General features: G+C 67.2%; 17 protein-coding genes. 9 read left to right on the forward strand and 8 right to left on the reverse strand.

Annotated elements, in window-relative coordinates; all coding sequences use genetic code 11:
- Nucleotides 1–2 precede the first annotated feature (2 nt).
- Nucleotides 3–809: an IclR family transcriptional regulator gene (locus tag ACQ5DX_RS28080; RefSeq protein WP_430336029.1), complete on the reverse strand. Its 807-nt coding sequence runs from the start codon at nt 807–809 to the stop codon at nt 3–5.
- A gap of 126 nt (nt 810–935) precedes the next feature.
- On the opposite strand from ACQ5DX_RS28080, the gene glpK reads away from it, so the two are divergent.
- Together glpK and ACQ5DX_RS28090 are read left to right on the forward strand one after the other, a co-directional pair.
- Complete coding sequence (gene glpK, locus ACQ5DX_RS28085) at nt 936–2,453, forward strand: glycerol kinase GlpK (protein WP_430336030.1); 1,518 nt, start codon at nt 936–938, stop codon at nt 2,451–2,453.
- A 55-nt stretch (nt 2,454–2,508) separates the two neighbouring features.
- The gene (locus ACQ5DX_RS28090) at nt 2,509–4,236 is read left to right on the forward strand and encodes a glycerol-3-phosphate dehydrogenase/oxidase (RefSeq protein ID WP_430336031.1); all 1,728 of its coding nucleotides are present in this window, start codon (nt 2,509–2,511) and stop codon (nt 4,234–4,236) included.
- A gap of 472 nt (nt 4,237–4,708) precedes the next feature.
- Here the strand turns inward: ACQ5DX_RS28090 and ACQ5DX_RS28095 are convergent, their stop codons facing one another.
- Nucleotides 4,709–6,475 (reverse strand): Ig-like domain-containing protein, encoded by a 1,767-nt coding sequence (locus ACQ5DX_RS28095; RefSeq protein WP_430336032.1) that lies wholly within the window; start codon nt 6,473–6,475, stop codon nt 4,709–4,711.
- Between the two features lie 90 nt (nt 6,476–6,565).
- Entirely contained in the window at nt 6,566–8,482 is a 1,917-nt protein-coding gene (locus ACQ5DX_RS28100; RefSeq protein WP_430336033.1) for an Ig-like domain-containing protein, read from the reverse strand.
- Nucleotides 8,483–9,311: 829 nt separating this feature from the next.
- On the opposite strand from ACQ5DX_RS28100, the gene ACQ5DX_RS28105 reads away from it, so the two are divergent.
- Together ACQ5DX_RS28105 and ACQ5DX_RS28110 are read left to right on the forward strand one after the other, a co-directional pair.
- Nucleotides 9,312–9,698 (forward strand): N-acetyltransferase family protein, encoded by a 387-nt coding sequence (locus ACQ5DX_RS28105; protein ID WP_430336328.1) that lies wholly within the window; start codon nt 9,312–9,314, stop codon nt 9,696–9,698.
- Nucleotides 9,695–10,297, forward strand: coding sequence for an Rv1733c family protein (locus ACQ5DX_RS28110; protein WP_430336034.1), 603 nt, complete (start codon nt 9,695–9,697; stop codon nt 10,295–10,297). The genes ACQ5DX_RS28105 and ACQ5DX_RS28110 overlap by 4 nt, the downstream gene beginning before the upstream one ends.
- 565 nt (nt 10,298–10,862) lie before the next feature.
- Here the strand turns inward: ACQ5DX_RS28110 and ACQ5DX_RS28115 are convergent.
- Both ACQ5DX_RS28115 and pip read right to left on the reverse strand, forming a co-directional pair.
- Nucleotides 10,863–11,243, reverse strand: coding sequence for a 6-carboxytetrahydropterin synthase (locus ACQ5DX_RS28115; RefSeq protein WP_430336035.1), 381 nt, complete (start codon nt 11,241–11,243; stop codon nt 10,863–10,865).
- 59 nt (nt 11,244–11,302) lie between these two features.
- A complete protein-coding gene (gene pip, locus ACQ5DX_RS28120) occupies nt 11,303–12,343 on the reverse strand; it encodes a prolyl aminopeptidase (protein ID WP_430336329.1) in 1,041 nt (346 codons plus the stop codon).
- Between the two features lie 101 nt (nt 12,344–12,444).
- Here pip and ACQ5DX_RS28125 point away from each other — a divergent pair, with 101 nt between their 5' ends.
- Nucleotides 12,445–12,588 (forward strand): hypothetical protein, encoded by a 144-nt coding sequence (locus tag ACQ5DX_RS28125; protein ID WP_430336036.1) that lies wholly within the window; start codon nt 12,445–12,447, stop codon nt 12,586–12,588.
- Nucleotides 12,589–12,822: 234 nt separating this feature from the next.
- Here ACQ5DX_RS28125 and ACQ5DX_RS28130 read toward each other — a convergent pair whose 3' ends face one another.
- Nucleotides 12,823–13,230, reverse strand: coding sequence for a GNAT family N-acetyltransferase (locus ACQ5DX_RS28130; protein WP_430336037.1), 408 nt, complete (start codon nt 13,228–13,230; stop codon nt 12,823–12,825).
- Between the two features lie 11 nt (nt 13,231–13,241).
- On the opposite strand from ACQ5DX_RS28130, the gene ACQ5DX_RS28135 reads away from it, so the two are divergent.
- Both ACQ5DX_RS28135 and ACQ5DX_RS28140 read left to right on the forward strand, forming a co-directional pair.
- Nucleotides 13,242–13,559, forward strand: coding sequence for an acyl-CoA dehydrogenase family protein (locus ACQ5DX_RS28135; RefSeq protein ID WP_430336330.1), 318 nt, complete (start codon nt 13,242–13,244; stop codon nt 13,557–13,559).
- A 36-nt stretch (nt 13,560–13,595) separates the two neighbouring features.
- Complete coding sequence (locus ACQ5DX_RS28140; protein ID WP_430336038.1) at nt 13,596–15,527, forward strand: cutinase family protein; 1,932 nt, start codon at nt 13,596–13,598, stop codon at nt 15,525–15,527.
- Between the two features lie 556 nt (nt 15,528–16,083).
- On the opposite strand, the gene ACQ5DX_RS28145 is transcribed toward ACQ5DX_RS28140, so the two are convergent.
- Nucleotides 16,084–16,848: an SDR family oxidoreductase gene (locus tag ACQ5DX_RS28145; RefSeq protein WP_430336039.1), complete on the reverse strand. Its 765-nt coding sequence runs from the start codon at nt 16,846–16,848 to the stop codon at nt 16,084–16,086.
- A complete protein-coding gene (locus ACQ5DX_RS28150; protein ID WP_430336331.1) occupies nt 16,845–17,972 on the reverse strand; it encodes an isochorismate synthase in 1,128 nt (375 codons plus the stop codon). The genes ACQ5DX_RS28145 and ACQ5DX_RS28150 overlap by 4 nt, the downstream gene beginning before the upstream one ends.
- A gap of 323 nt (nt 17,973–18,295) precedes the next feature.
- Here ACQ5DX_RS28150 and ACQ5DX_RS28155 point away from each other — a divergent pair, with 323 nt between their 5' ends.
- Together ACQ5DX_RS28155 and ACQ5DX_RS28160 are read left to right on the forward strand one after the other, a co-directional pair.
- A complete protein-coding gene (locus tag ACQ5DX_RS28155) occupies nt 18,296–20,050 on the forward strand; it encodes an ABC transporter ATP-binding protein (protein WP_430336040.1) in 1,755 nt (584 codons plus the stop codon).
- Entirely contained in the window at nt 20,047–21,825 is a 1,779-nt protein-coding gene (locus tag ACQ5DX_RS28160) for an ABC transporter ATP-binding protein (RefSeq protein WP_430336041.1), read from the forward strand. Before ACQ5DX_RS28155 ends, ACQ5DX_RS28160 begins: the two co-directional genes overlap by 4 nt.
- Nucleotides 21,826–21,896 lie beyond the last annotated feature (71 nt).

Consider the following 21,896-nt stretch of genomic DNA (forward strand, 5'->3'; position numbering starts at 1 on the left):
GGTCATCCCATCCTCGGCAGACCCCGGGAGACGGCCCGGGCGCAGTCCTGGACGAGAGCGCGCAGCGCCGGATCCGGTCCGGATCCGATCCGGTCGCCGTCGGTGGTGATGCCGATCGCGCCCACCATCCGTCCGCCGGTGTCGCGCAGTGGCGCGGCCAAACCCGCTCGGTCCGGGACGAATTCACCGACGGCCCAGGCCCACCCTTGGGCCCGGCAGTGCGTGACCTCCGCGACCAGGGTGCGCATCGAGGTCACGGTGCGGCGGGTGTATGCGGTCAGGCCCGCACCCGTTACCTGTTCAAGCAGGCCCGGGGTGTACGCCAGCAGCACCTTGCCCAGCGCCGTCGCGTGCAGGGGGAGACGGGCGTCGACATCGAGTGTCTGCGGTGAGTTGTCGGGGCGGAAGACGTGATGCGCCACCAGGGCCTCGGTGTGGTCGAGCACGGCGATGCGCACGGCCTCGCCGGACCGGGCCGCCAGGGTGTCCGCCCAGTTCATCGCGTGCGACCGGATCAGACTGGCGTCGATCCGCCGTTCGCCCAGTCGGTGTGCGGCGGCGCCGAGTCGGTACCGCGCGGTGCGGTCGTCCTGGTCGACGAAGCCCACGTGCACAAGGGTGCGGAGGATCCCATGCGTGGTGGGTTTGGCGAGGCCGAGCGCGGCCGCGAGTTCACCGACACCCACGCCGTAAGGCGCGCTCGCGACGAGGTCGAGGATCGCGGCGGCGCGCTCGATCGACTGGATGTGGCCAGGCACCACCGGCACGTTACCGAGGTTTCCACCGGCCACAAACTCGTCGTTCGACATTGTCGAACGGGGAGGCTGGCGGACCGGGCCCGGCGACCCTAGCGTCTGGGCCGGCCGCGAAACCGTCCGCGGCTCCGGTCGCCGTCGACTCCGTCGAAGCGGCCGTCGCCACCGAGAGGACCACCGATGCCCGACTTCGTGGGTGCCGTCGACCAGGGCACCACCAGCACCCGCTTCATGGTCTTCGACCACGGCGGGCACGAGATCGCGCGGCACCAACTCGAACACCAGCAATTGCTGCCCCGGCCCGGCTGGGTCGAACACAACCCGGTGGAAATCTGGGAACGCACATCGGCGGTCCTCCAGACGGTGCTGAACCGCAACGGCATCGAACCCGGTGACCTCGCCGCCCTCGGCATCACGAATCAGCGCGAGACGACGGTGGTGTGGAACCGCCGGACCGGCAGGCCGTACTACAACGCAATCGTCTGGCAAGACACCCGCACCGACCGCATCGCATCCGCACTCGACGACAGCGACGCGGGACAGGCCATCCGACGCAAGACAGGGCTCCCGCCCGCCACCTACTTCTCCGCGGGCAAGATCCAGTGGATCCTCGAGAACATCGACGGCGTCAGCGAGGCCGCGGACCGCGGTGACGCACTCTTCGGCACGATCGACACCTGGCTGCTGTGGAACCTCACCGGCGGGGTCGACGGCGGCGTCCACGTCACCGACGTCACCAACGCGAGCCGCACCATGCTCATGGACCTCGACACCCTGGACTGGGACGACGAACTGCTGTCCTTCTTCGGCGTGCCGCGGCAGATGCTGCCACGGATCCGGCCGTCATCGACGCCGGACCTGTACGGCCACACCATCACCCACGGCCCACTCGGCGGACGGGTACCACTGGCCGCCGCGGTCGGCGACCAGCAGGCGGCGATGATCGGGCAGGTCTGCCTGACCGCCGGTCAGGCCAAGAACACGTACGGAACCGGGAACTTCCTACTCCTGAACACCGGGACGACGCCGGTCCGGTCGCGCAACGGACTGCTCACCACGGTCTGCTACCAGCTCGCCGATCAGCCCGCGGTATACGCGCTCGAGGGCTCGATCGCGGTCACCGGCTCCGCCGTCCAGTGGCTCCGCGATCAACTGGGCATCATCGGGGGCGCGTCGCACAGCGAGTCGCTGGCCGCGCAGGTCGACGACAACGGCGGGGTGTACTTCGTTCCCGCCTTCTCCGGACTGTTCGCGCCGTACTGGCGATCCGACGCCCGCGGCGCCATCGTCGGCCTGTCCCGGTACAACAACAACGCGCACATCGCGCGGGCGACACTCGAGGCGATCTGCTACCAGAGCCGCGACGTGGTCGACGCCATGGTCAAGGACTCGGGAGTCCCCCTCGATGTCCTCAAGGTCGACGGGGGCATCACCCGCAACAGTCTCTGCATGCAGATCCAGGCCGACGTCCTCGGGGTGCCGGTCAGCCGCCCCGCGGTAGCCGAGACCACGGCGCTCGGGGCCGCCTACGCCGCCGGGCTGGCGGTCGGATTCTGGAGTTCACCAGACGAACTCCAGGAGAACTGGCACGAGAGCCAGCGGTGGACCCCCCACTGGAACGACACGGAACGGGAAACCAGCTACCGCGGCTGGCGGAAGGCCGTCGACCGCACGCTCGACTGGGTCGACGTCCGCTGACCGCATCCCACACATCCCGTACCCCCGCACGCCCGAATCCGGAAGGAAGCCCGTCATGTCCCTGTCGCCCCTGCCCCTGAGCCCGGACAGTCGTCGCCGCGCCCTCGCCACCATGGCCACCACCGAACTCGACGTACTCGTCGTCGGTGGCGGCGTGGTGGGTGCGGGTGTCGCCCTCGACGCGGTCACCCGTGGCCTCACCGTGGGGCTCGTCGAGGCCCGGGACTACGCATCCGGCACATCGAGCCGGTCCTCGAAGCTGGTGCACGGCGGGCTCCGCTACCTCAAGCAACTGAACTTCGCCCTGGTCTTCGAAGCGCTGCGCGAACGTTCCCTCATCCTCGACACCCTGGCCCCGCACCTGGCCCGCCCCGTCGAGTTCTTGTACCCCCTCGAACGTCGCGTCCTCGACCGGGCATGGGTCGGTGCCGGTGTCGGGGTGTACGACGTCCTCGGCGCCGGGCGTGGTGTGCCGAGCCATCATCGGCACCTGAGCCGCAAGCGCACGCTCGAGGCGTTCCCCGGGGCGAAGCGGGGAGCGGTGCACGGCGGCGTCTCGTTCTACGAGGGACAACTCGACGACGCACGACACACGATGACCCTCGCCCGGACCGCCGCCAGCCACGGTGCGCTGTGCGCGAACAGCGCACGGGTGACCGGGTTCCTGCGGGACGGCGACCGGGTCGTCGGGGCACACATCCTCGACGTCGAGACCGGCACCGAGATCGACGTTCGTGCCAAGCGGACGGTGAACGCGGCCGGCGCGTGGACCGGCGAGATCCAGGAAATGCTCGGCGACCGCCTCGATTTCCGTGTGCGTGCCTCGAAGGGTGTCCACATCGTCGTCCCCCGGGATCGGATCGACTCGCGGGTCGGCATCATCACCGAGACCGAGAAGAGCCTGCTGTTCGTCATTCCCTGCCCGTGGAGCGACGAGCACTGGGTGATCGGAACCACCGACACCGGTTGGGATTTCGACCTCGCGCATCCCGCGGCGAGCCAGGCGGACATCGACTACATCCTCGACCAGACCAACGCGTTGCTGCAGACCCCGCTGACCCGCGACGATATCGTCGGTGTCTACGCCGGACTACGTCCGCTGCTGGCCGGTGACACGGACAACACCGCCAGCCTGTCCCGTGAACACGCGGTGGCCAGCCCCGTCAAGGGACTGGTGATCGTCGCGGGCGGCAAGTACACCACCTACCGAGTGATGGCGAAAGACGCCGTCGACGAGGCGGTTCGGGGCACCGACGTGGAAGCGTCGCGGACCGATCGGCTGCTGCTGCTCGGCGCCGACAACTACCGCGAGCTTTGGGCGGCCCGAGCCCGGCTGGCCGCGGAGACTGGTCTCGACGTGGCGACGGTCGAGCACCTGCTCGGGCGATACGGCAGTGCGATCACCGAGCTGATCGCGATGATCAACGCGGATCCGTCACTGGCCGAGCCGATTCCATCGGGTGCCCGCTACCTGCGCGCGGAGGCGCGGTACGCGGCCAGCCACGAAGGCGCCTGCCACCTCGATGATGTCCTGACCCGCCGCACCCACATCGCGATCGAGACACCAGACCGGGGCATCCGAGCGGCCAGCGCGGTCGCCGAACTGGTCGCGCCGGTGCTCGGCTGGGACGAGACGACTGTCGAGCGCGAGGTCGAACGGTACCGGGCACGCGTGGAGGCCGAGTTGGCCGCGCAGTACCAGCCCGATGACCGCAGCGCGGACGCGGCGCGGCTCGGGGCGCCGGACGCGAGGGCTGCAGTCGTAGCTGCGCAGGTCGGCTGACTGGACGTCGCATTCATCGACGTGTGACGCGGATCCTGCCTCGTCGACCAGGCGCCGGGACGGCCCGTCCGCCCGCCACAGCACCCCGGTCGACACCTGCGACGACGCCCGGATCTCGACGGGCCCGCCAGGGGCGGTCTGGATCCACGTCCTCGTATCCTCACCGGGTTATTCCGCGGCTATCGGGGTGTTCGAAAGACCTCCGAGGGCTACGCGTTGATGTCCGGCGACGAGCGCGGATACGAAGGCTCAACGGTCACGTTCAGCCGGTTCGAGGACGCTGTGAAAGGCTATGCCGCGGCGGTCATCAGCTCGATTCGGTGGAAGCGCGATCGCGGCATGGTTGCGTGGATGTGGAACGGGACAGTTGGCCGCGGTGTCGCAGTCGAACCTCTCAATCCGAGTTTTCGCTCGAAACGCAAGAGTGCGCCACCGGTCTCGACCGGCGGCGCACTCTATTGCGAGCTGACGGCTACTTGGACGACCCGAACCCGAACAGGTTCTCGAGGCTGCCGAACCCGTTGCCCGGGTTGGGGCCGGTTGCGTCGGGAATAGTCAGTGTCTGCGGTGCCGCGGCGGAGTCGCTGAATCCGGTCGAGCCGACGAACTCCGCGGTGACGTGGTAGGTACCGGAGTTGACGAACGTCGTCGGCAGGGTCGCGACGCCGTCGACCACGTCGACAGGTCCGCCGATGAGCGCGTCACCAATCCTGAACTGCACCTTGCCCTTCGCGTGCGCCGGGCCGACCCTCGCCTCGAGGACGACTGGGACGTTCTTCTCGACCGTTCCGATCGGGGCCAGTGTGGTGGTGGTGTCCACGTCCGCAGGTTCGGGGACGGTGACGCTCACCGGGAAGGCGCGAGAGGTGGACGGCGCGAATCCTGCCCCGCCGGTGAACTTCGCCACCACCTTGTGGGTGCCGGTGCTGGTGAAGGTGTACGACGCGACCGCGACACCGTCGGTTCCGACCATGCTCGCAATCGGGGCACCGTCGTCGACGACGAAGTTGACCGTGCCGCCACTACCGGCAGGATCGACCTTTGCAGTGAGGTTGACGTTCTGACCGACCTTGGCGTGCGCCGGAGTCGTAACCGTGGTCGTGGTGATCTCATCCGGCGGGGCGTCGGTGGTGACCTTGACGATCTTGGCCGCGGAAGTAGAGCCGAGGTAGCCGGCGCTACCGGAGAACTCAGCGGTGATCGAGTGGTCGCCGTCGGTCGTGAAGGTTGGGTTGATGGTGGCACTGCCGCCCACGACCGTGACTGCGTCACCGAGCACTGTGTCACCGTCCCTGAACTGCACAGTGCCGCCGCCGGCGGCGGGGGAGACGTTGGCGGTCAAGGTGATCGGCGTGCCGTTCTTGGCTGCCGCGGGCCCCGCGATCGTGGTCGTGGTGGCCTTGTCCGCCTCGCGAATCGCGATCGAGGCCAGCGGTCCGGCACCGTTGTTCAAGGGGGCGCTCGCCTCCGCCGTGTCGCGCGGAGTGCACCGCGTGGGCGCCCAGACCGTGCCGACCAGGAAAGCGGAGGCCTTCGGCACGAACGATAGGAAGTTCTTGTCGTTGTCCCACTTTCCCGCGTCGCCGCCGGTCCGGATCTTCATCTCGATGGTTCCGGAGTCGGCGGCCTTGAGATGGGCCTTGACCTTCGGCAGTTGGAACTCGGTGTACCCGTCGGCATTCGTCGACCCGTCGAGGTTCTTGCCCGTCTTGGTGACGACGATGCCGCCCTCGCTACTTGCACTCGACGTCGGACTGTTGCCGACGACCTGGTTGTTTCCGGACAGCCGCAGGATCGTGCCGTTGGGGTCGACCACGCCGTTCTCGTTGACCCGCAGCACGTTCGGGGTCACGCCGCTGAGGCCGATTGATGTCCCCGGCACGATCTCTGCACCGAGGTAGGTCGAGTTGGTGGGCAGATCGACGTCGACCTTGATTCGCGAGATGTTCGAGATGGTCGCGATCGATGCTGAGCCGGGGAAGCTGATCTTGCCGGGCTGGATGGTGACGTCGAACTCCTCGCCGGCATTGACGTGGGATGGGGCGTCGACCACCACCGAGCCGGGCTGAGACTGTGCCTCGGGGCCGGCCAACGACGTGGACGGAGTTGCCAGGCAGGCAGTGCCGAAGGTTGTGGTAGCCGGGTCGGCCGAGGCGGGCACGCCGCCGAGCAGGGTGACGCTGACCACGGCGCCGACCGTGACCGGGGTGACCAACCGGCCAATTCTCTTCTTCTGCACGAACTCTCCTAGATGGGGAGGGACTGTGTGCCCGCGGTCCCGGGGCGTGATCTGCTCACGCCCCGGGACTCGGTTGTGGGTGTGGGTCGGCTACTTGCCGAACAGCGAACCGGTGTCGAGGCTTCCGAGACCGCCACCGGGGGTGCCTGCGGAGCTGACGTTGATGACGGCCGGGCCTGAGACGGAATCCTTGAACTGGTCGCCACCGACGAAATCTGCGGTCACACCGTAGGTGCCGGCCTGGTCGAAGGTGTGGGTCAGGGTGGCGACGCCGTCGACGACGGGCACCGGGGCACCGATCGCGGTGGTGCCGATCTTGAACTGAACCATGCCGTTTACGCCGGCCGGGGCGACGGTTGCCTTGAACGTCATCGTCTGCCCGACGGTGGCGTTGCCGCTGACGGTCAGCGTCGTGGCTGTGGCTGTACGCGTGTCGGGCGCGTTGACCGTAACGGTGAACTCGGCCGAGGTGGAACTGGTGAACCCGTCGGTGCCCGCGAATTCGGCCACGACCTTGGCTGCACCCGGGGTGGTGAAGGTGTGCGGCAGGATCGCGACGCCGTCACCGGTGCCGACCGGAGCCGTGCCGACCTCGACGCCGTCGACGAGGAACGTGACGTCACCTCCGGTCGGGATCGGCCCCACCGTCGCAGCGAGGTTCACCGGAACTCCGACCGTCGCGGTGACCGGCTCGATGACGGTGGTTGTCGTGTTCCAGTCGGCATCCTTGACCGTCAGCTCTGCGGGCGCGGAGGTGGAGGCGTTGTAGCCGGGCTCGCCGGTGAACACCGCGATGATTGCGGGGTGGCCCGACTCGTCGAACTTGCGAGTGAGCGTGGCGATACCGTTCACGACGTCGACCGGAGCGCCGAGGTTTGCATCGCCGTCCTTGAACTGGATCTGGCCCGTTGCGGTGGCGGGCACGACGGTCGCGGTCATGGTGACGTCGTCGCCCACTGACGCAGCCGTCGGCTGGACCTGAAGCGTCGTGGTGGTGTCGGTGGTGACGTCGACGCTCTTTACTGCCGAGGTCGAGTCGAGGAAGCCGGTTCCCGCGGTGAAGACAGCGGAAATGTCGTGCGCGCCATTGTCATTGAAGGTGTACGGCAGTGTCACGCTGCCGCCGGTCACGTCGATGGGGCTGCCGATGTTCGCGCCGCCGTCCTTGAACTGGACCTTGCCCACGGCATTGGCCGGTGTGACGGTGGCCGCCAGTTCGACCTGCGCCCCGGTCTTGGCGGTCTCCGGGGCCTGCAGTGCGGTGCTGGTGGCCACTGCTGGAGTGGCGACGAGGGTGCGCGAGAGCGGGCTGCGGCCGTTGCCGGTGGCGATGCAGTAGGCTGCGGCGTTGATCCAGCGGGACTCACCGAATGTGAAGCTGGTGTCCTTGATCTTGATGGCGACGGTCCCTGCGCCGGGACGCACCGCAGTGGTCACAGCGGAGCCCTCTGTTGCGCCCGCCTTGAGTGTCAATTCGACTGCAGGCAGGCGGAAGTCGGTGTTCGCCTTGACCTGCAGCCCCTCCAAGGGTTTGTTGTCGTTGGCGCTCGGGCCGTCGTAGATCGTCTTGTTGCTGGTGCCGGTGATGCGCAGGTACTCACCGGCGGGATTCTGGTTACCGTCCGCGCCCACCCGAAGCACCACCGGCGCCTCGCCGATGAGGTTGCTCGACGTCCCGTCCACCAGCGCGAACGAGATCAGGTCCGCGCCCTGCGGGACGGCGAAGTCGTACTTGATTCGGCCGGTGTCCGCGTCCGACGTTCGCATCTGCCCGGGCTGCAACCGCACCTTGAACTGTGTGCCGGGGCTGACGGTGTCGGGAGCGGTGACCTCGACATTGTCCGGAACCGTGTAGTCCCAGTTGTAGGAACCATTGACCTTGCACTGATGCTGGAACGAGATGGTCTGAGTGACCGGTGCCGCCGACGAGGCCGGGGTGAGTACGGCCGTAAGGCCGACCGCTAACGAGGGGATCGCCGCGATGGCGGCCAGATTACGCAACTTCATTGAGCGCCCTTCAGTGGTGTGCATGCTCGACTCTCGAAGAGTTGTCCGGCAGTCGGGGATCCGGCTGCGGGTGCCAGCTGTGGTGGGGGTGGTGTGTGTTGGGGTCGGTCAGTGCGGGTCTGTTCGGTCGGGCAGCGGTCACCTACGGCGACATGTCTGTCGATTCGGGTGGGGGTGCTTGTCGGTACTGCAGACGTCGTGATGACGGACTTGTGTCGTCAAGGCTCCAGTGGCGTCTGCATCGAAGACGCTTCCTCGGTGCGTTAAGGACAGCCCTTGAAATCACCTTCGCCATCGGTAGATGGCCGTCGGTGTCGTGTGCATGCGCTGGGATGCTCGCCACGTGACACTTACTGCGGCGGTCTGCCGCGGAACTGCGAGTCTTATCAGAGTCGGTCGATACGGACTACCTGACGATCGAGACTTCTCGTGCTGCGGTTTGCAACATCGCGCGCCCTCTCATCCGGCCTGAACGGCCGCCCAACACTTTCCGAGGGCACTGTAATACAGATCACGTACCGGTGGGTAACTTCGGCGGGGACGCGGCTCGAACTTTGCGTGTACTGCGTCTGTCCCGGGTTGCGGGACGGAGGTGTTGGCGACTCGGGAAGTGCCGCTTGATCAGCGCTGTCACACGTATCGAATCGCCTCGATCGGATCTCGTGCCCGGATTCCAGACATCCACCGAACCGCTTGTCGGGGCATATCCTTCGTGACTGGAAACGGCGCGCCCAGCGCCGGAAGGTGAGTTCGGCGAAACTACTACACCCTCGATTGCGGCGCGGCCTGCACGCGCTGGCCGTGCCCGGGTGCAGCCGATCCGGTCTGGATACGCGCCTCGGATCGTTGTCGTCGGCCCCTTACCGCGGAGTTTGCTCTGGCGGTCAGCGGGCATGAGCAGCGCCACGGCATCGGCACGATGCTGGTGAGGCGCCTGGGCGTAGCCGCGTTCGAGCGCGGAGTCGATCACCTGACCGCTGAGATTCTGGCGGAGAACACCTTGATGCTTTCGGTGATCACCGAACAGGGATGGTCGCACACTTCGACCTCGATCTCCGCCCTCCGTGACTGCTACCCGCCGTCTGTCCTGGATGAGGCCCGTTGTGATTCGACGGCGCTGACGGGAATCCAAGGTCAGGACCTATGCCCCTATTCTCCCTGTTCGGCGAGGGAGACGGTTGTGTGCGTAGTGCCCCGTTCCGGGAGTCCGCGATGACGAACACCACCATTTCTTTCACCCACTGGTGGCGGCTGAGGCCGTGGAGTGGCAACAGTCTCATGCGTCTCAGTGATCGACTCGAAGCCCTTTCGATTCTCGTGATCGCGGTTGTGCTGGCGTTGTTGGTTCCCGTCGCCGGTGCGGTGGCCACGAACACCTACAGCCACCTAAGCGGCACAGCCGAAACCGACCGCGAGCGAGACCATCAAGTCTCTGCTGTGCTCACCGACGATGCACCTCAGCCGTTGGTCTCGACCGCAGCCTCAGCTGCGAACCGCGTCGAGCATGCACATGCCCGGTGGTCGGTGAACGGAGTGACGCACACCGGCCTGGTCACTGCAGACTCGGGCGCGAAGGCCGGTCAAACCGTGCCTATCTGGATCGATCCTGTCGGCGACAACGTCAGAGCCCCGCGTTCAGGTCTGGACAATGCGCTCGCTGCAGTGGGCGCTGCGGTCGGAGTCTGGGCCGCGGGGTCCACGGGATGTGTGCTTGTCGTCCTGGGGCTTCATTGGCAGGCGAACAGACACCGTCTGCGTCAGTGGCAGCGCGAATGGGACGGCCTGGATCGGAGAACCGGATGGTCTCTTAGCTGAACATCGTCGGAGGTGAAGATGCCGATCTCGTTGTGCCCGGTGTACCGCGAACCTTGAACAAGCCGGTGAGCAGTCGGAGATGCCGGGGTGAAAAGCCACGACTGTCCGTGCCCGATCACCCCGACACGGTACGAGCGGCGGGAGAATCGACCGAGGGTCGGTTGAACGTCAAATTCGTTGTCGTCAAGTATCAGTCGGATTTGTCCACCGTCGCGAGTGCCGATCGGCACATCGCTGCGTACTGCCGTGTCACTCGTGCGGGTGATCGACGCTGTGAGTATCGAATCACCGGACACTCTCACCCGCGAGCCGTCGCGGTCTCGTTCCAGCAGAATCGGACCATAAAGGGGTCGAGCATCTCGGACGAAGGCACATCCGCGATGCTAGTTGCCTTGCCGACAAGTTGACCGAAGCACTCGGCCGAGGTCTCCCAGCCGAGCACCTCGATACCCTCACCACGGCAAGAAGCAGCAGTGGTGTTGCGACGACCGCTGGAATCCGCCAACTGGGTGCAGGGGCCGTTTCTATGTCTTGACCAGCAGAGATGCCATGTCCCGTCGTGGAGCTAGTTGGGGTCGTGGTATCTGGTGAGGACGCCGATGGTGTCGTTGTCTAGTTCGACGTAGCGGAGTTGGGGGATGTCGTCGGCGAGTGTGTCGTAGGTCCATCGGGCGACGTTTTCAAATGAGGGGCGGAACGGGAAGGTTTCGGTCCAGGGCCTGCTGGTGAGGTGGTCGACGCAGTAGTCGATGGGGTCGTCGAGGGCGTCGGTGTCGACGAACCATCCTCGGCCACCGAGCTGGTTGTCGCCGAAGGAGAGGCCGACGCGCATGGTGACCTGGAATCCATCGGTCGGCATCAGTGGTGGGAGGTTCTTGTTCTCTCGGACGGGGGCGGGGAGTCCTTGTATTGCTTTGAAGGTGCGGCGGATCTCGATGGTGAACATGAATGCCACCGTATCGGGCAAGGCTCGGGTGTCGGCGCCGGAAGCGATTCGGGCGCGGTCTAGTTGGTTGATGACTGTTGTGGGTGTTCAGCGCCGGGCGTCTGACTGCATATCTTCCTCTCAATCGCTCTCGGCTTGGTGTGCGGTGGGGGCGTCTCAGTGAAGGTGTTGATCGCTGCGACAAGGTGGTTGGTGAAGCTGCCGTCGCCGTGGCCGGCGTCGTCGATGACGACGAGGCGGCTGTTTTCCCAGCGGTGTGAGAGTTCCCAGGCTGTGTCGAGTGGGCCGGAGACGTCGTATCGGCCGTGAACGAGAATCGCGGGGATTCCCGCGAGCCGGTTCATGCCGTCGAGCAGTTGGTTCTCGGCGAGGAAGCAGTCGTGGCCCCAGTAGTGGGTGACCAGGCGCGTGAACATCATTCGGAAGGCGGGGTCCTGGTATCTGGGGGAGGGCTTCCATCCGGGAACGAGAGAGACGTGGGTGTCCTCCCACTCGCACCAGCGCAGCGCCGCATTCTCGCGAACGTCGACGTCGGGGTGGACAAGGAGACGTGCGTAAGCTGCTGCCAGGTTGCCATCCCGTTCGGCCTCCGGCACCGGTTCGACGAACCGCTCCCACTCGCGTGGAAAGATCCGCCGCATGTCGCGGGTGATCCACTCGACTTCCATGCGTCTACCCGAGGTGATCGCACCCAACGCCATCCCGATCACGCGGTCAGGATGCGCTTGCGCGTAGGCCAATCCGAGAGACACGCCCCAGGACACTCCGGCCACGACCCATCTCTGGATTCCGAGGCGTTCGCGAAGGCTCTCGATGTCGGCGATGAGCTGGTCGGTGGTGTTTGCGGAGAGGTCGGTGGCCGGATCGTCAGCGCGGGGCGTGCTGCGTCCGCAGCCACGTTGATCGAAGAGCACCGCGCGGAACACGCTCGGGTCGAAGAACCTACGCATGCCCAGAGTGCAGCCAGATCCCGGGCCTCCGTGGAGGTAGATGATGGGAAGGCCCGTCGGAGTGCCAACTGTTTCCCAGTAGAGAGAGTTGGCATCGGATACCGGGAGTTGGCCCGAGTTGTACGGTTCGATCGCCGGGAATAGATCCATTCGGGTGAGTCTGTCACGGTCGTCAGTGGCCCCTCGTGAGTACTGTCGAGCAACAGTCCTCAACAGGCGAGAGATCCTGTGCCGCGCAGTTGGAATCGAATATGCATGGGACCCTCCATAACTGGCTCAGGGTCGCCGACGGTCGGTGGCTTGCGCAGGTGTGCATTCCCGCCACCGCAGCCAACGGTCGCAGCAGCCTGGACCTGTGGCTGTGGGTCGACGCGACGTTCGTCCAGCCGCAGTGAGAATCGGCCTGCCGCAACCTGTCTGAGCCGGTCCATCGACGTGGTCAGGACGACGGCCGCCGGGTGTGAGGCAGTCGGTGCTGATGGGGCAGGTCGTGTCAGCTGCCGAACGTCGCGCAGAGGTCAACGGTGCCTGCAGCCGGCGGTGCCGGGGCGGTGTTCGGGATGGTGAGGACCGTGGATGTCTACTGGACGGTGAACGCGGGCATCTCGAATGGCGAGTCGAGCAGTGGCTCAGGCCCCGATCCGGTAGATGGCGTAGGGGTACACGTCATTGTTGATGGCGATTGCGTGCGGATTCCTCCCCGCAGGGAATGGGAGGGGCACATTCGGACGTAGGACGGTGAACCCCGCGTTGGCATAGAACCCCGCCTCCGACGGTGCACAGCTCCCGATCGTCATGTCCGCGTTGAGCACCAGAGCGAGCATGTTCAGCAAAACGGTGCCGAGCCCGCGGCCCCGCCACGCCGGCGCGACGACGACGCGAAGGAACATGACGCTCGTGCTCTCGAACTTCACTCCGGCGACGACAACGACACCAATGATCTCGCCGGACGGTAGGACCGCGACGATCCCACCCTCGTCGTCTTTGACCTGGAAGTCGGGCACGCCCACGATGTGGTCCCGCACCAGCGTGGTCACAGCGAAGTGATCTGGGATGTAACGCAGTCGCCGAGGAGCTCAACGGCACAGACCTCGTACTGTCCCAGAACGCGCCCTACGCGACGGACATGACCACCGCGACAGATCGCGGCGATCATCTCACCCTCAAGGGCAAAAAGAAGTACATCACCAACGCTCCGGCTGCACGGTACACAACTGTGATGGCCAACATCGCCGGATACCCCGGATCAACCGGCCTGACCTGGTTTGTCGTAGATCTCGAGTGGGACGGGGTCGAGCGCGGTATCACCACGACAAGATCGGATACCGCACGGCACCCGCCGGCGAGCTGGTCTTCAACGACGTGATTGTGCCGGCTGACAACGTCCTCGGCGGCTGCGACGGTGGCCGGCGGGTGTGTCGCGCTCACAGCCCCCGCGATCGCGACCGCGGTGCCGACCAGCTGCGCGGCGACGTTCAACCTGTTCATCCCCGGCACCTGGGAGACCAGCGAGCATGCCGACCCTTCGCAGCCGGTCGGCATGCTCAAACCGGTCGCGGACGCGCTGAAGGCCGAGCACGGCCGCGCGGCGGAGGTCTACACGCTGCCCTACATGGCGCGCGCGTTCGACAACGGACACACGTACGCCGACGGCAAGGCTGACGCGATCGCGCGGGCCGAGAAGGTGCTCTCGAAGGTCGCGAACTCCTGCCCGAGCACGAAGTTCACCATCAACGGTTACTCACAGGGCGCAGACGCCGCAGGGGATCTCGCCTCGGCGATCGGCAACGATAGGGGCCCGGTCGATCCGAGCAGAGTCCTGGCCGTTGGTCTGCTCGCCGATCCAGGCTCTGGCACCAACGGAGCGGTGACGGTGGGCCCGCGCACCTCGGGCACCGGTATCGCCGATCCCCGCCCGCAGGGGATGGGCAAGCTCTCGGGCCGCGTCGCCTCGATCTGCGACCCGGGGGATATGTACTGCTCGATCGAGAAGGGCTCGAGTCCGCTGCTCGGCTCGCTCGGCTCGATCCTGAGCAAGAGCCCCAGCGAGGTGACCTCGCGTGAAACCACTGCCGGCAACAGCCAACTCGCCACCGCGCTGGCCGCGGACTTCTCCGACGCTGACCTGCCTGGGCTTGGTACGAACGTCGCCGCCCTCGGTAAGCAGCTCTCCCAGCCGAACGTCGACATCAAGCAAGTTGCCTCGACCGCGACGTCGATTGCGAAGACCCTCTCGCCGCTGACGGACCTGCTCGACTCCGGAGCGGCGAACCCCGCGGCGAATGGCCAACTCGCCGCCGCCCCGGCGGGCACTGCCGAACACAACGCATCCGAAGTGCTGACCAAGGCCAGCGAATCCGACCTCCCCGGCGCACTCGACACCGCGACGAAGCTCGCGAACACCGCCAACAAGCTCTCCGGCGGCGACACCTTGCGCCTACCGTCGACATCGCCGGAAGTGCAGACCCTCGCGAAGGCCGCGGACTCGCTCGGTGGCCAGGTCGCACCTCTCGCCTCGACACCTGCCGACGCGTTCACCTCCGCTTCCAGTGTGTTGTCCGTGCTCAAGCCGACCGTGGTGGTCAACCAGGTGCTGAACGTCGCCACCGGTGTGACCTCGCTCGACATGCCCGGCATGCTCGACAATCTGAACCAGTTGCCGCAGAAGATCGCCGCGGCCGACGCCCGCGGCGCGCACCAGATCGCCGGCGAGCTGAACAACCAGTTCTCACCGCTGGTGAAGATGGCCGCCGCAGTAGACCTGAAGTGGGTCTCACAGGTGCTCGCGATCATCCCCGACCCCTCGGGCGGCACCCAGATTGCCGCGCTCGTGGCCTCGATCCTCGCGAACGTCGACATCATCCGCTTGGCGAACATCGTCGGCGAAATCCAGGAGATTGCCTGGGCCGCCGTCGAGAAGCTGGTGCCCCCGCCGGGACAGCTGCCCGACCCGCTCGGCGCCGCAGCCGAAACGGGCCGGCTGATCCCGGTCGGCGCGGACCTCGCGTCGGTGGCGGTGACCATGCTCTCGGGCAAAGCCACCAAGACCTCCCCGGAACTGCTGGGCAAGCAGACGAATTCCGTCTCGACCAGCATCACCGCACAGGCAGAAACCCTCGACCTGCCGAAGCTGTCGAACTCGCTGACCAAGCTCTCCCAATCCCTGGGCGCCAAAGACCTGACGACCCTCGTCGGTGAAGGTCTCAGCGCCGCAACATTCTTCACCTCCGGTGTTCATACCAACTACAACGCCCTCGTCGTCGACAACGCTGGCCGCAACGCCATCCATTGGCTCTCGGACTGGCTCAATCTCCAGATCGGACGTGCCGCATGACCCGCCGCACACCGCCCCGCCTCGTTCTGGACATGGTGCGACAACTGTCAGCACCGGGGCTATCACAACCGCAACGACGCGAAGACCGTCCGCAAACGCCACCACGGAGAGAAGGGGCTGGCCGTGTACGACTGCCCACACACCGCCGGCATGTTCCACGTCGGCCACCGGCCAGAAGCAGTGACCAACGGCGACATCGACCGCGAACTACGAAGCCGTGCAGGCCGAAGCGTCCCGGGAGCGGGGGATGAGCCCATGTGCCGCAAAGCTCACCGAACTGGCCGTCGTTGCCCTCGATGACGGCCTAGTGCTGGTGCGGGTCGCCGACCGCCGTGTGCGAGTGGGCGCCAGAGTGCCATACCTCGTTCGCCGGCCTCGTCGTCACAGTTCGCGATGAGACGGAAGTGGTCGATGTGGTTGTCGCGGACGATCTGGCTCCCACCGGTCCGGCCAGCAAATGGCGAATTGTGAACTCGGTCCCGAACCCGTGGGGTCAGGTACGTTTGACCGTTGGTCCACTGCACCCGCCGGGGTGTGCTCGGGATCGCCCCGGTCGTCAGGCGCGTAGGGTGGCGCCCCCGTCGACGTACATGCTCTGCATGGTGATGTGCCGGGCCCGGTCGGAGAGCAGGAACTCGACGGCCTCGGCGATGTCGGACGGTGCCGCGATGCGGCCGAGGGGGATGCCCACCTTGTAGGAGGATAGGTCGCCGTCGATTGCGCCGCGGGCACCGGCCTCGTCCTTGGGATCGGCCCACAGGGACCGCTGCATGTCGGTGTCGGTGGACCCCGGCGCGACGATGTTCGCGCGGACCCCGTACCGGGCCAGTTCCAGCCCGAGTACACGGGTGAGCATGGTCGACGCCGCCTTCGAGGAACCGTAGGCGCCCATCGACATCCGTGGCACCCCGGCCGAGTTGGAGCCGACGACCACGATGGCCCCGGATCGGCGTTCGCGCATGGCACGGCCCACCGGGCCGACGACGTTGAGCAGCCCGAAGAGGTTGACGTCGAAGATGTTCCGCCAGTCGGCCGGATCGGAGTCCAGCACCGATCCGGTCTCGAGGATCCCCGCGACGTGGGCGAGTTCGGTGATCGGGCCCGCCGACCGCTCCGTCTCGGCGACCGCCGCGGCCACGGCCTCGGGGTCGCGGATGTCGACGGTGTGGGTGAGGACGTCCCCACCGAGCTGCCGGGCCGTGTCCGAGAGGCCGGCCGCGTCGACGTCGGTCAATGCGACCGTCCGCCCGGCCCGCGCCAACGTCAGCGCCACGGCCCGCCCGATGCCGTGGCCAGCTCCTACCACCAGAGAGATTGTCACAGTTGGACTCCCAGTGCGCTCATGACGGTACCGAACTTGGTCACCGTCTCTCGTAGTTCGGCCCCCGGATCGGACTCGGCGACGATGCCGCCGCCCGCATACGTGGTGACCCGGCGTCGATCGCTGCTGATCTCGGCGCAGCGGATGGCCACCATCCATTCACCGTCGCCGTCGGCCGTGCACCAGCCCACCGCGCCCGCGTAGAACCCACGGTCGCCCTCCAGCTCGGCGATCGTGTCGAAGGCCGGACCGGTGGGGGTCCCGCAGACCGCCGGCGTCGGGTGCAGTGCCAGAGCGAGATCGAGCGCGGTGGTGCTCGGGTCCCGGAGTTCGCCCCGGATCGGTGTACCCAGGTGCCACAGCTGCGGGGTGTGGGTGAGCGTCGGTTCGTCGGGGATGTCGAGGACACGGCAGAACGGCGCCAGCGCCTCGCGGATCGCGTCGACGACGAACGCGTGTTCGCGGCGGTCCTTGGTCGATTCGGTCAGTGCGCGCCCGACCTGGCGATCGCGGTCGGCCCGCGGATCACGAGCCGCCGAGCCCGCGAGCGGGTGACAGCTGACGGCCTCGCCCCGCTTCCTCACGAGCACCTCGGGTGACGACCCGACCAACGTGCGCCCGCTGTAGGGTCCACCGGCCGCGCTCAGGTCGGCGTAGTAACCGTTGCCCTCCGGGGTTCCGGCCACCAGTGCCGCCAGCACCGTCGACGGGTCCACCGGGCCGTCGGCCGCCAACGTCAAGGTCCTGGCCAGAACCACTTTCTGTAGTTTCGACCCGTTGTCGCGCAGGACGTCGAGAGCGGTGTGGACGCGATCGGTGTGCTCACCCTCGCGTAACTCGTCGACGGTGAACGCGGGCAGATCCGGCAGTCCGTCGGGTGCCCGCCAGACCTCACCGGTGCGTACGACGTACTCGGGTTCGGTGAGGGCACAGGGGGTGTCGCGGGAGAAGGGGAGCGCGCCGACCACGAGGCTCGCGTCCCCGGATCGCAGCGCCGACGCGGCCGCGTCGGCATCGTCGAACCGTGCGCGGCAGCCGTCCGCCGTCACCGTTCCGTGCGGACGGGACAGTACGAAGCGGCCGCGGGTGCCTTCGTCGGAACCGACGATGCCCGCGGCGTCGATGACGGTGTGCGTGCGTGAACTCAACACGAGCCTCGTTTCGATCCGGGGATTGGGGTGGGCAATCGATGCCCTGACCCGGCTAGCCTAAACCGATCGGTCCTATATAGGTTAGGCTAAGATTATTCAGGCAGGGCGAGGGGTGGACTGTGTCGAGGACGTGTGGCCGGATGGCGTGCGGAAGCGTTCATTTCTGTTGTGCCGGTGTGCGATTCGCTACCTTGAAGGTATCGGTCGTGGCCGACGCCGCGCCGACCCACTGACCTTCCTTTCCACTCGGGGTCGCCGCTACGAGCGGCTCCGCCTGCGCCAGGAGATCCGAGTACATGCAACTGCCAGTCTTCTTCGAAGCGCCCGCGACACCGCTGCCCACTCGGCACATAGACGTCACCGAGTCCACCACCCCGCGACAACTGACGCTGCGGACGATGTTCGCGGCCAAGAAGTACACGGTTCCGGCCGGCGTGCTGCTGATCGTGCACCAGCTGTGCGCGGCGCTGGTGCCGGTCATCATGGGCGTGGCCATTGACCGTGCGATCAGCACGGGTGATGCCGGCGAACTGGTGTTGTGGGTGGCGGTGCTGGCAGTCGACTACGCACTCGTATCGACGACCTTCCGGTTCGGATCCCGCGTCGGCTTCCTGGGCATGCAGTCGATCCAGCACCAAGTGCGCACGCGCATCACCGACCGGATCCTCGACGCACGCGGACTGGGCGGTGCGGCGCGCCAGCCCGGAATGCTGCTGAGCATCGCCACATCCGACGCCCGGCAGCTCGCGTCGGCAGTCGCGATCGTGGTGTACCCGTTGGGTGAGTTCGCCGCCGTCGTCTTCTCGGCGCTGATCCTGCTGTACATCTCCTGGCCGCTGGGTCTGGCCATCCTGGTCGCGGCGCCGCTCATGTTGTGGCTCATGGACCGCGCGGGTTCGCCGCTGCGTCGGCGGAGCATGCAGGAGCAGCAGGCGGCGGGGGAGGCCGCGGGCACTGCGGCCGATCTGGTGGGAGGCTTCCGGATCGTCAAGGGCCTCGGTGCCGAACACGAGGCGGGGCGTCGGTATCTCGGTGCGAGCGAGCGGGCGCTGCAGGGCACGCTCAAGGCGAACGTGGCCCGCGCGGGCTATCTGGCGTCGATGGAGACCGTCTCCGGGTTGTTCATCGCCGGAGTCGCGGTCGCCGCCGGCCTGATGGCGGTCGGTGGTGCGATGACCATCGGTCAGCTCATCACCGTCGTGGCGGTCACCCAGTTCGTCATGGGCCCGCTCCAGGCCTTCGCCGCCAACTTCGGCGCCATCTGGGCGCAGGCGTTGGGGTCGGCCGAACGCGTGCTCACGGTCCTGCAGGCGCCGTTCGCGCACGAGGAGTCGCCGGCTGCGCACGCGCCGGGCGGCTTCTCGCTGCGGTTCGACGGGGCCGCGTGCGGCGCCGCGGCTGCCGTCGACCGGGACGTCCCGGAGGGCGAGTTCGTCGCCGTTGAGGCGGATGCGGTCACCACCGCGGCCCTCGCCGACGTCCTTGCCGGGCTGGCGGAACCGAGCTCGGGAGCTGTGACCGTCGGCGGGGTGGACGTACGCGACCTGCCCCACGGGACACGCAAACGCACAGTGCTCGTGGCTCCGCACGAGAGCGGCCTGTTTGAGGGAACGGTCGGGGAGAACATCGCCGCGACCGAGGACGTCGGCGCCGACGCCGTCACCCGCGCGATCTTCGCGTCGGCCTGCGACGACGTGCTGGCGACCCTGCCCGACGGGCTGGCCACCGACGTCGGCGAGGCCGGGCGGATGCTGTCGGGCGGCCAGCGACAGCGCGTCTCGCTGGCTCGCGCGCTGGCCGCGGACCCGGACGTCCTCGTCCTGCTGGATCCGACGACGGCCGTCGACTCGGTGACGGAAGCAACTGTCGCCGAGCGCATCGCGACCGCGCGGTCCGGGAAGACCACGATCGTGTTTACGTCGTCGCCGGCACTGTTGGCGGCCGCGTCGAGCGTGTGGCGCATCGACGCCGCCGACACGACGACCAGCGATCTCGCACCGACGTTGACGACCAGCGATCTCGCACCGACGTTGATGGAGACCTCACGATGACCACCGAAGTGCAGACGACGGCCGCGAAGCTGCCAGTCGCCGATGCCCGGTCCGTGCGGCACGAGGTGCGCCGGGCCCTGCACGGGCAGGGTGGGCGGCTGGCCGCGGTCGTGGCGACCATGGTCGTCGGGGCCGCGCTCGGTCTGGTCCCGCCGTGGGCGCTCGGACGCATGGTCGACGTCGTCATCGAGGGTGGCGACACGGGAAGCATCTGGCTGTTGGGCGCGGCCATGGTCGGCGCGGCACTCGCCTTCGCCGGCTTCACGGCGCTGGGCGTGGTGTTGTCGTCCAGGCTGTTCGAAACTGTGCTGGCGCGCCTGCGGGAGCGGATGTTCACGACAAGCTTGTCGCTGCCGCTCGAACGTGTGGAGCAGGCGGGCAGCGGCGATCTCGTCTCCCGCGCCACCGACGACGTCGAAGAGGTCTCCCGCGCGATCAGCACCGTGGTCCCGGCGCTGTCGACGTCGTTGTTCACAGTGGTCCTCACGGCCGTGGGACTGACGGCACTGGACTGGCGGTTCCTCGCGGTGCTCGTCGTGGCACTTCCGATCTACGTGCTCGCGGTGCGCTGGTACCTGCGGAAGGCGCCGGGAATCTACGCGGCCGAGCGCGCGGCGATGGGACTGCGGGCGCAGCAGGTTCTGGGTGCGGTGCACGGTCTGCGCACCGTGCACGCGTACGACATGTCCCCGAAGCTGGCCGGCCGCATCGGATCCCACTCGTGGGAGGTCGTGCGGTGGACGATGCGAGCGCGCATCGTGCAGAACCGCTTCTACGGACGGCTCAACACCGGACAGTTCGTCGTCATGGCTGGCCTGCTCATCGCCGGGTACTTCCTGGTGGGCGCAGACGCGCTCACCGTCGGCGCCACGACGACGGCGATGCTGTTCTTCCTCCGCCTGTTCGAGCCGATCGACGAGCTGCTGCTGGTCATCGACGAATTGCAATCCGCGCTCGCATCACTCGCCCGGATCGTCGGAGTGATCGAGACCCGCGACGAACAGCAGGGCGGAGAGAGCCGCGCGTCCTCGCTCCCGGCGCACGGCACGCTCGAGGCGGGTGGTGTCACCTTCGGGTACGTCCCGGGGCGACATGTCGTCCGCGGCATAGACCTCGAGGTGGCCCCGGGCGAAACCGTCGCCGTCGTGGGTACCTCGGGTGCCGGGAAGTCGACGTTGGCGGCACTGCTCGCCGGGGTCCGGACGCCCGACGAGGGACGCATACACTTCGGCGGTGTCGACCTCACGCAGGTTCCGGAAAGCACACGAGCGCAACGGGTCACGCTAGTGACCCAGGAGGTGCACGTCTTCGCCGGATCGCTGCGAGAGGACCTCGCGCTGGCAAACTCCGCGGCCGACGACGCCGCGATGGTCGCGGCGTTGCGGACCGTGCTGGCCGGCGACTGGTTCGAGCTGCTTCCGGAGGGGCTCGACACCGTCGTCGGGGGCGCCGGCCACCAGCTCACGCCCATGCAGGCACAGCAGCTGGCGCTCGCACGGTTGGTGCTGGCGAATCCGCCCGTGGTGATCCTCGACGAGGCCACCGCCGACGCGGGCAGTTCCGGCGCCTCACTGCTCGAGCAGGCGGCCGCCGCGGCGCTGGCCGGACGCGCCGCCGTGATCGTGGCCCACCGCCTGGGGCAAACCCGGCACGCGGACCGAATCCTGTTGATGGAGAACGGGACGATCGTCGAACAGGGCACGCACGACGAGCTGATCGCGCGGGGCGATCGCTACTGCGCCCTGTGGGACGCCTGGAGCCTGCATCGACAGTGACGAGCGGACGCCACCTCGTTCACGACCCCACCCATTTTAGATAAGTCTAGGCTAACCTCATTTCCATTCAA

Source organism: Rhodococcus sp. ACT016, from assembly GCF_050477185.1.
Classification (GTDB): domain Bacteria; phylum Actinomycetota; class Actinomycetes; order Mycobacteriales; family Mycobacteriaceae; genus Prescottella.

What these genes read in the sequence shown, in the direction of transcription:
- ACQ5DX_RS28110 (WP_430336034.1), top strand. Translation starts at nt 9,695, where the DNA reads ATGACGAACACCACCATTTCTTTCACCCACTGGTGGCGGCTGAGGCCG.
- glpK (WP_430336030.1), top strand. Translation starts at nt 936, where the DNA reads ATGCCCGACTTCGTGGGTGCCGTCGACCAGGGCACCACCAGCACCCGC.
- ACQ5DX_RS28125 (WP_430336036.1), top strand. Translation starts at nt 12,445, where the DNA reads ATGCATGGGACCCTCCATAACTGGCTCAGGGTCGCCGACGGTCGGTGG.
- ACQ5DX_RS28115 (WP_430336035.1), bottom strand. Translation starts at nt 11,243, where the DNA reads ATGTTCACCATCGAGATCCGCCGCACCTTCAAAGCAATACAAGGACTC.
- ACQ5DX_RS28160 (WP_430336041.1), top strand. Translation starts at nt 20,047, where the DNA reads ATGACCACCGAAGTGCAGACGACGGCCGCGAAGCTGCCAGTCGCCGAT.
- ACQ5DX_RS28080 (WP_430336029.1), bottom strand. Translation starts at nt 809, where the DNA reads ATGTCGAACGACGAGTTTGTGGCCGGTGGAAACCTCGGTAACGTGCCG.
- ACQ5DX_RS28090 (WP_430336031.1), top strand. Translation starts at nt 2,509, where the DNA reads ATGTCCCTGTCGCCCCTGCCCCTGAGCCCGGACAGTCGTCGCCGCGCC.
- pip (WP_430336329.1), bottom strand. Translation starts at nt 12,343, where the DNA reads ATGGATCTATTCCCGGCGATCGAACCGTACAACTCGGGCCAACTCCCG.
- ACQ5DX_RS28155 (WP_430336040.1), top strand. Translation starts at nt 18,296, where the DNA reads ATGCAACTGCCAGTCTTCTTCGAAGCGCCCGCGACACCGCTGCCCACT.
- ACQ5DX_RS28100 (WP_430336033.1), bottom strand. Translation starts at nt 8,482, where the DNA reads ATGAAGTTGCGTAATCTGGCCGCCATCGCGGCGATCCCCTCGTTAGCG.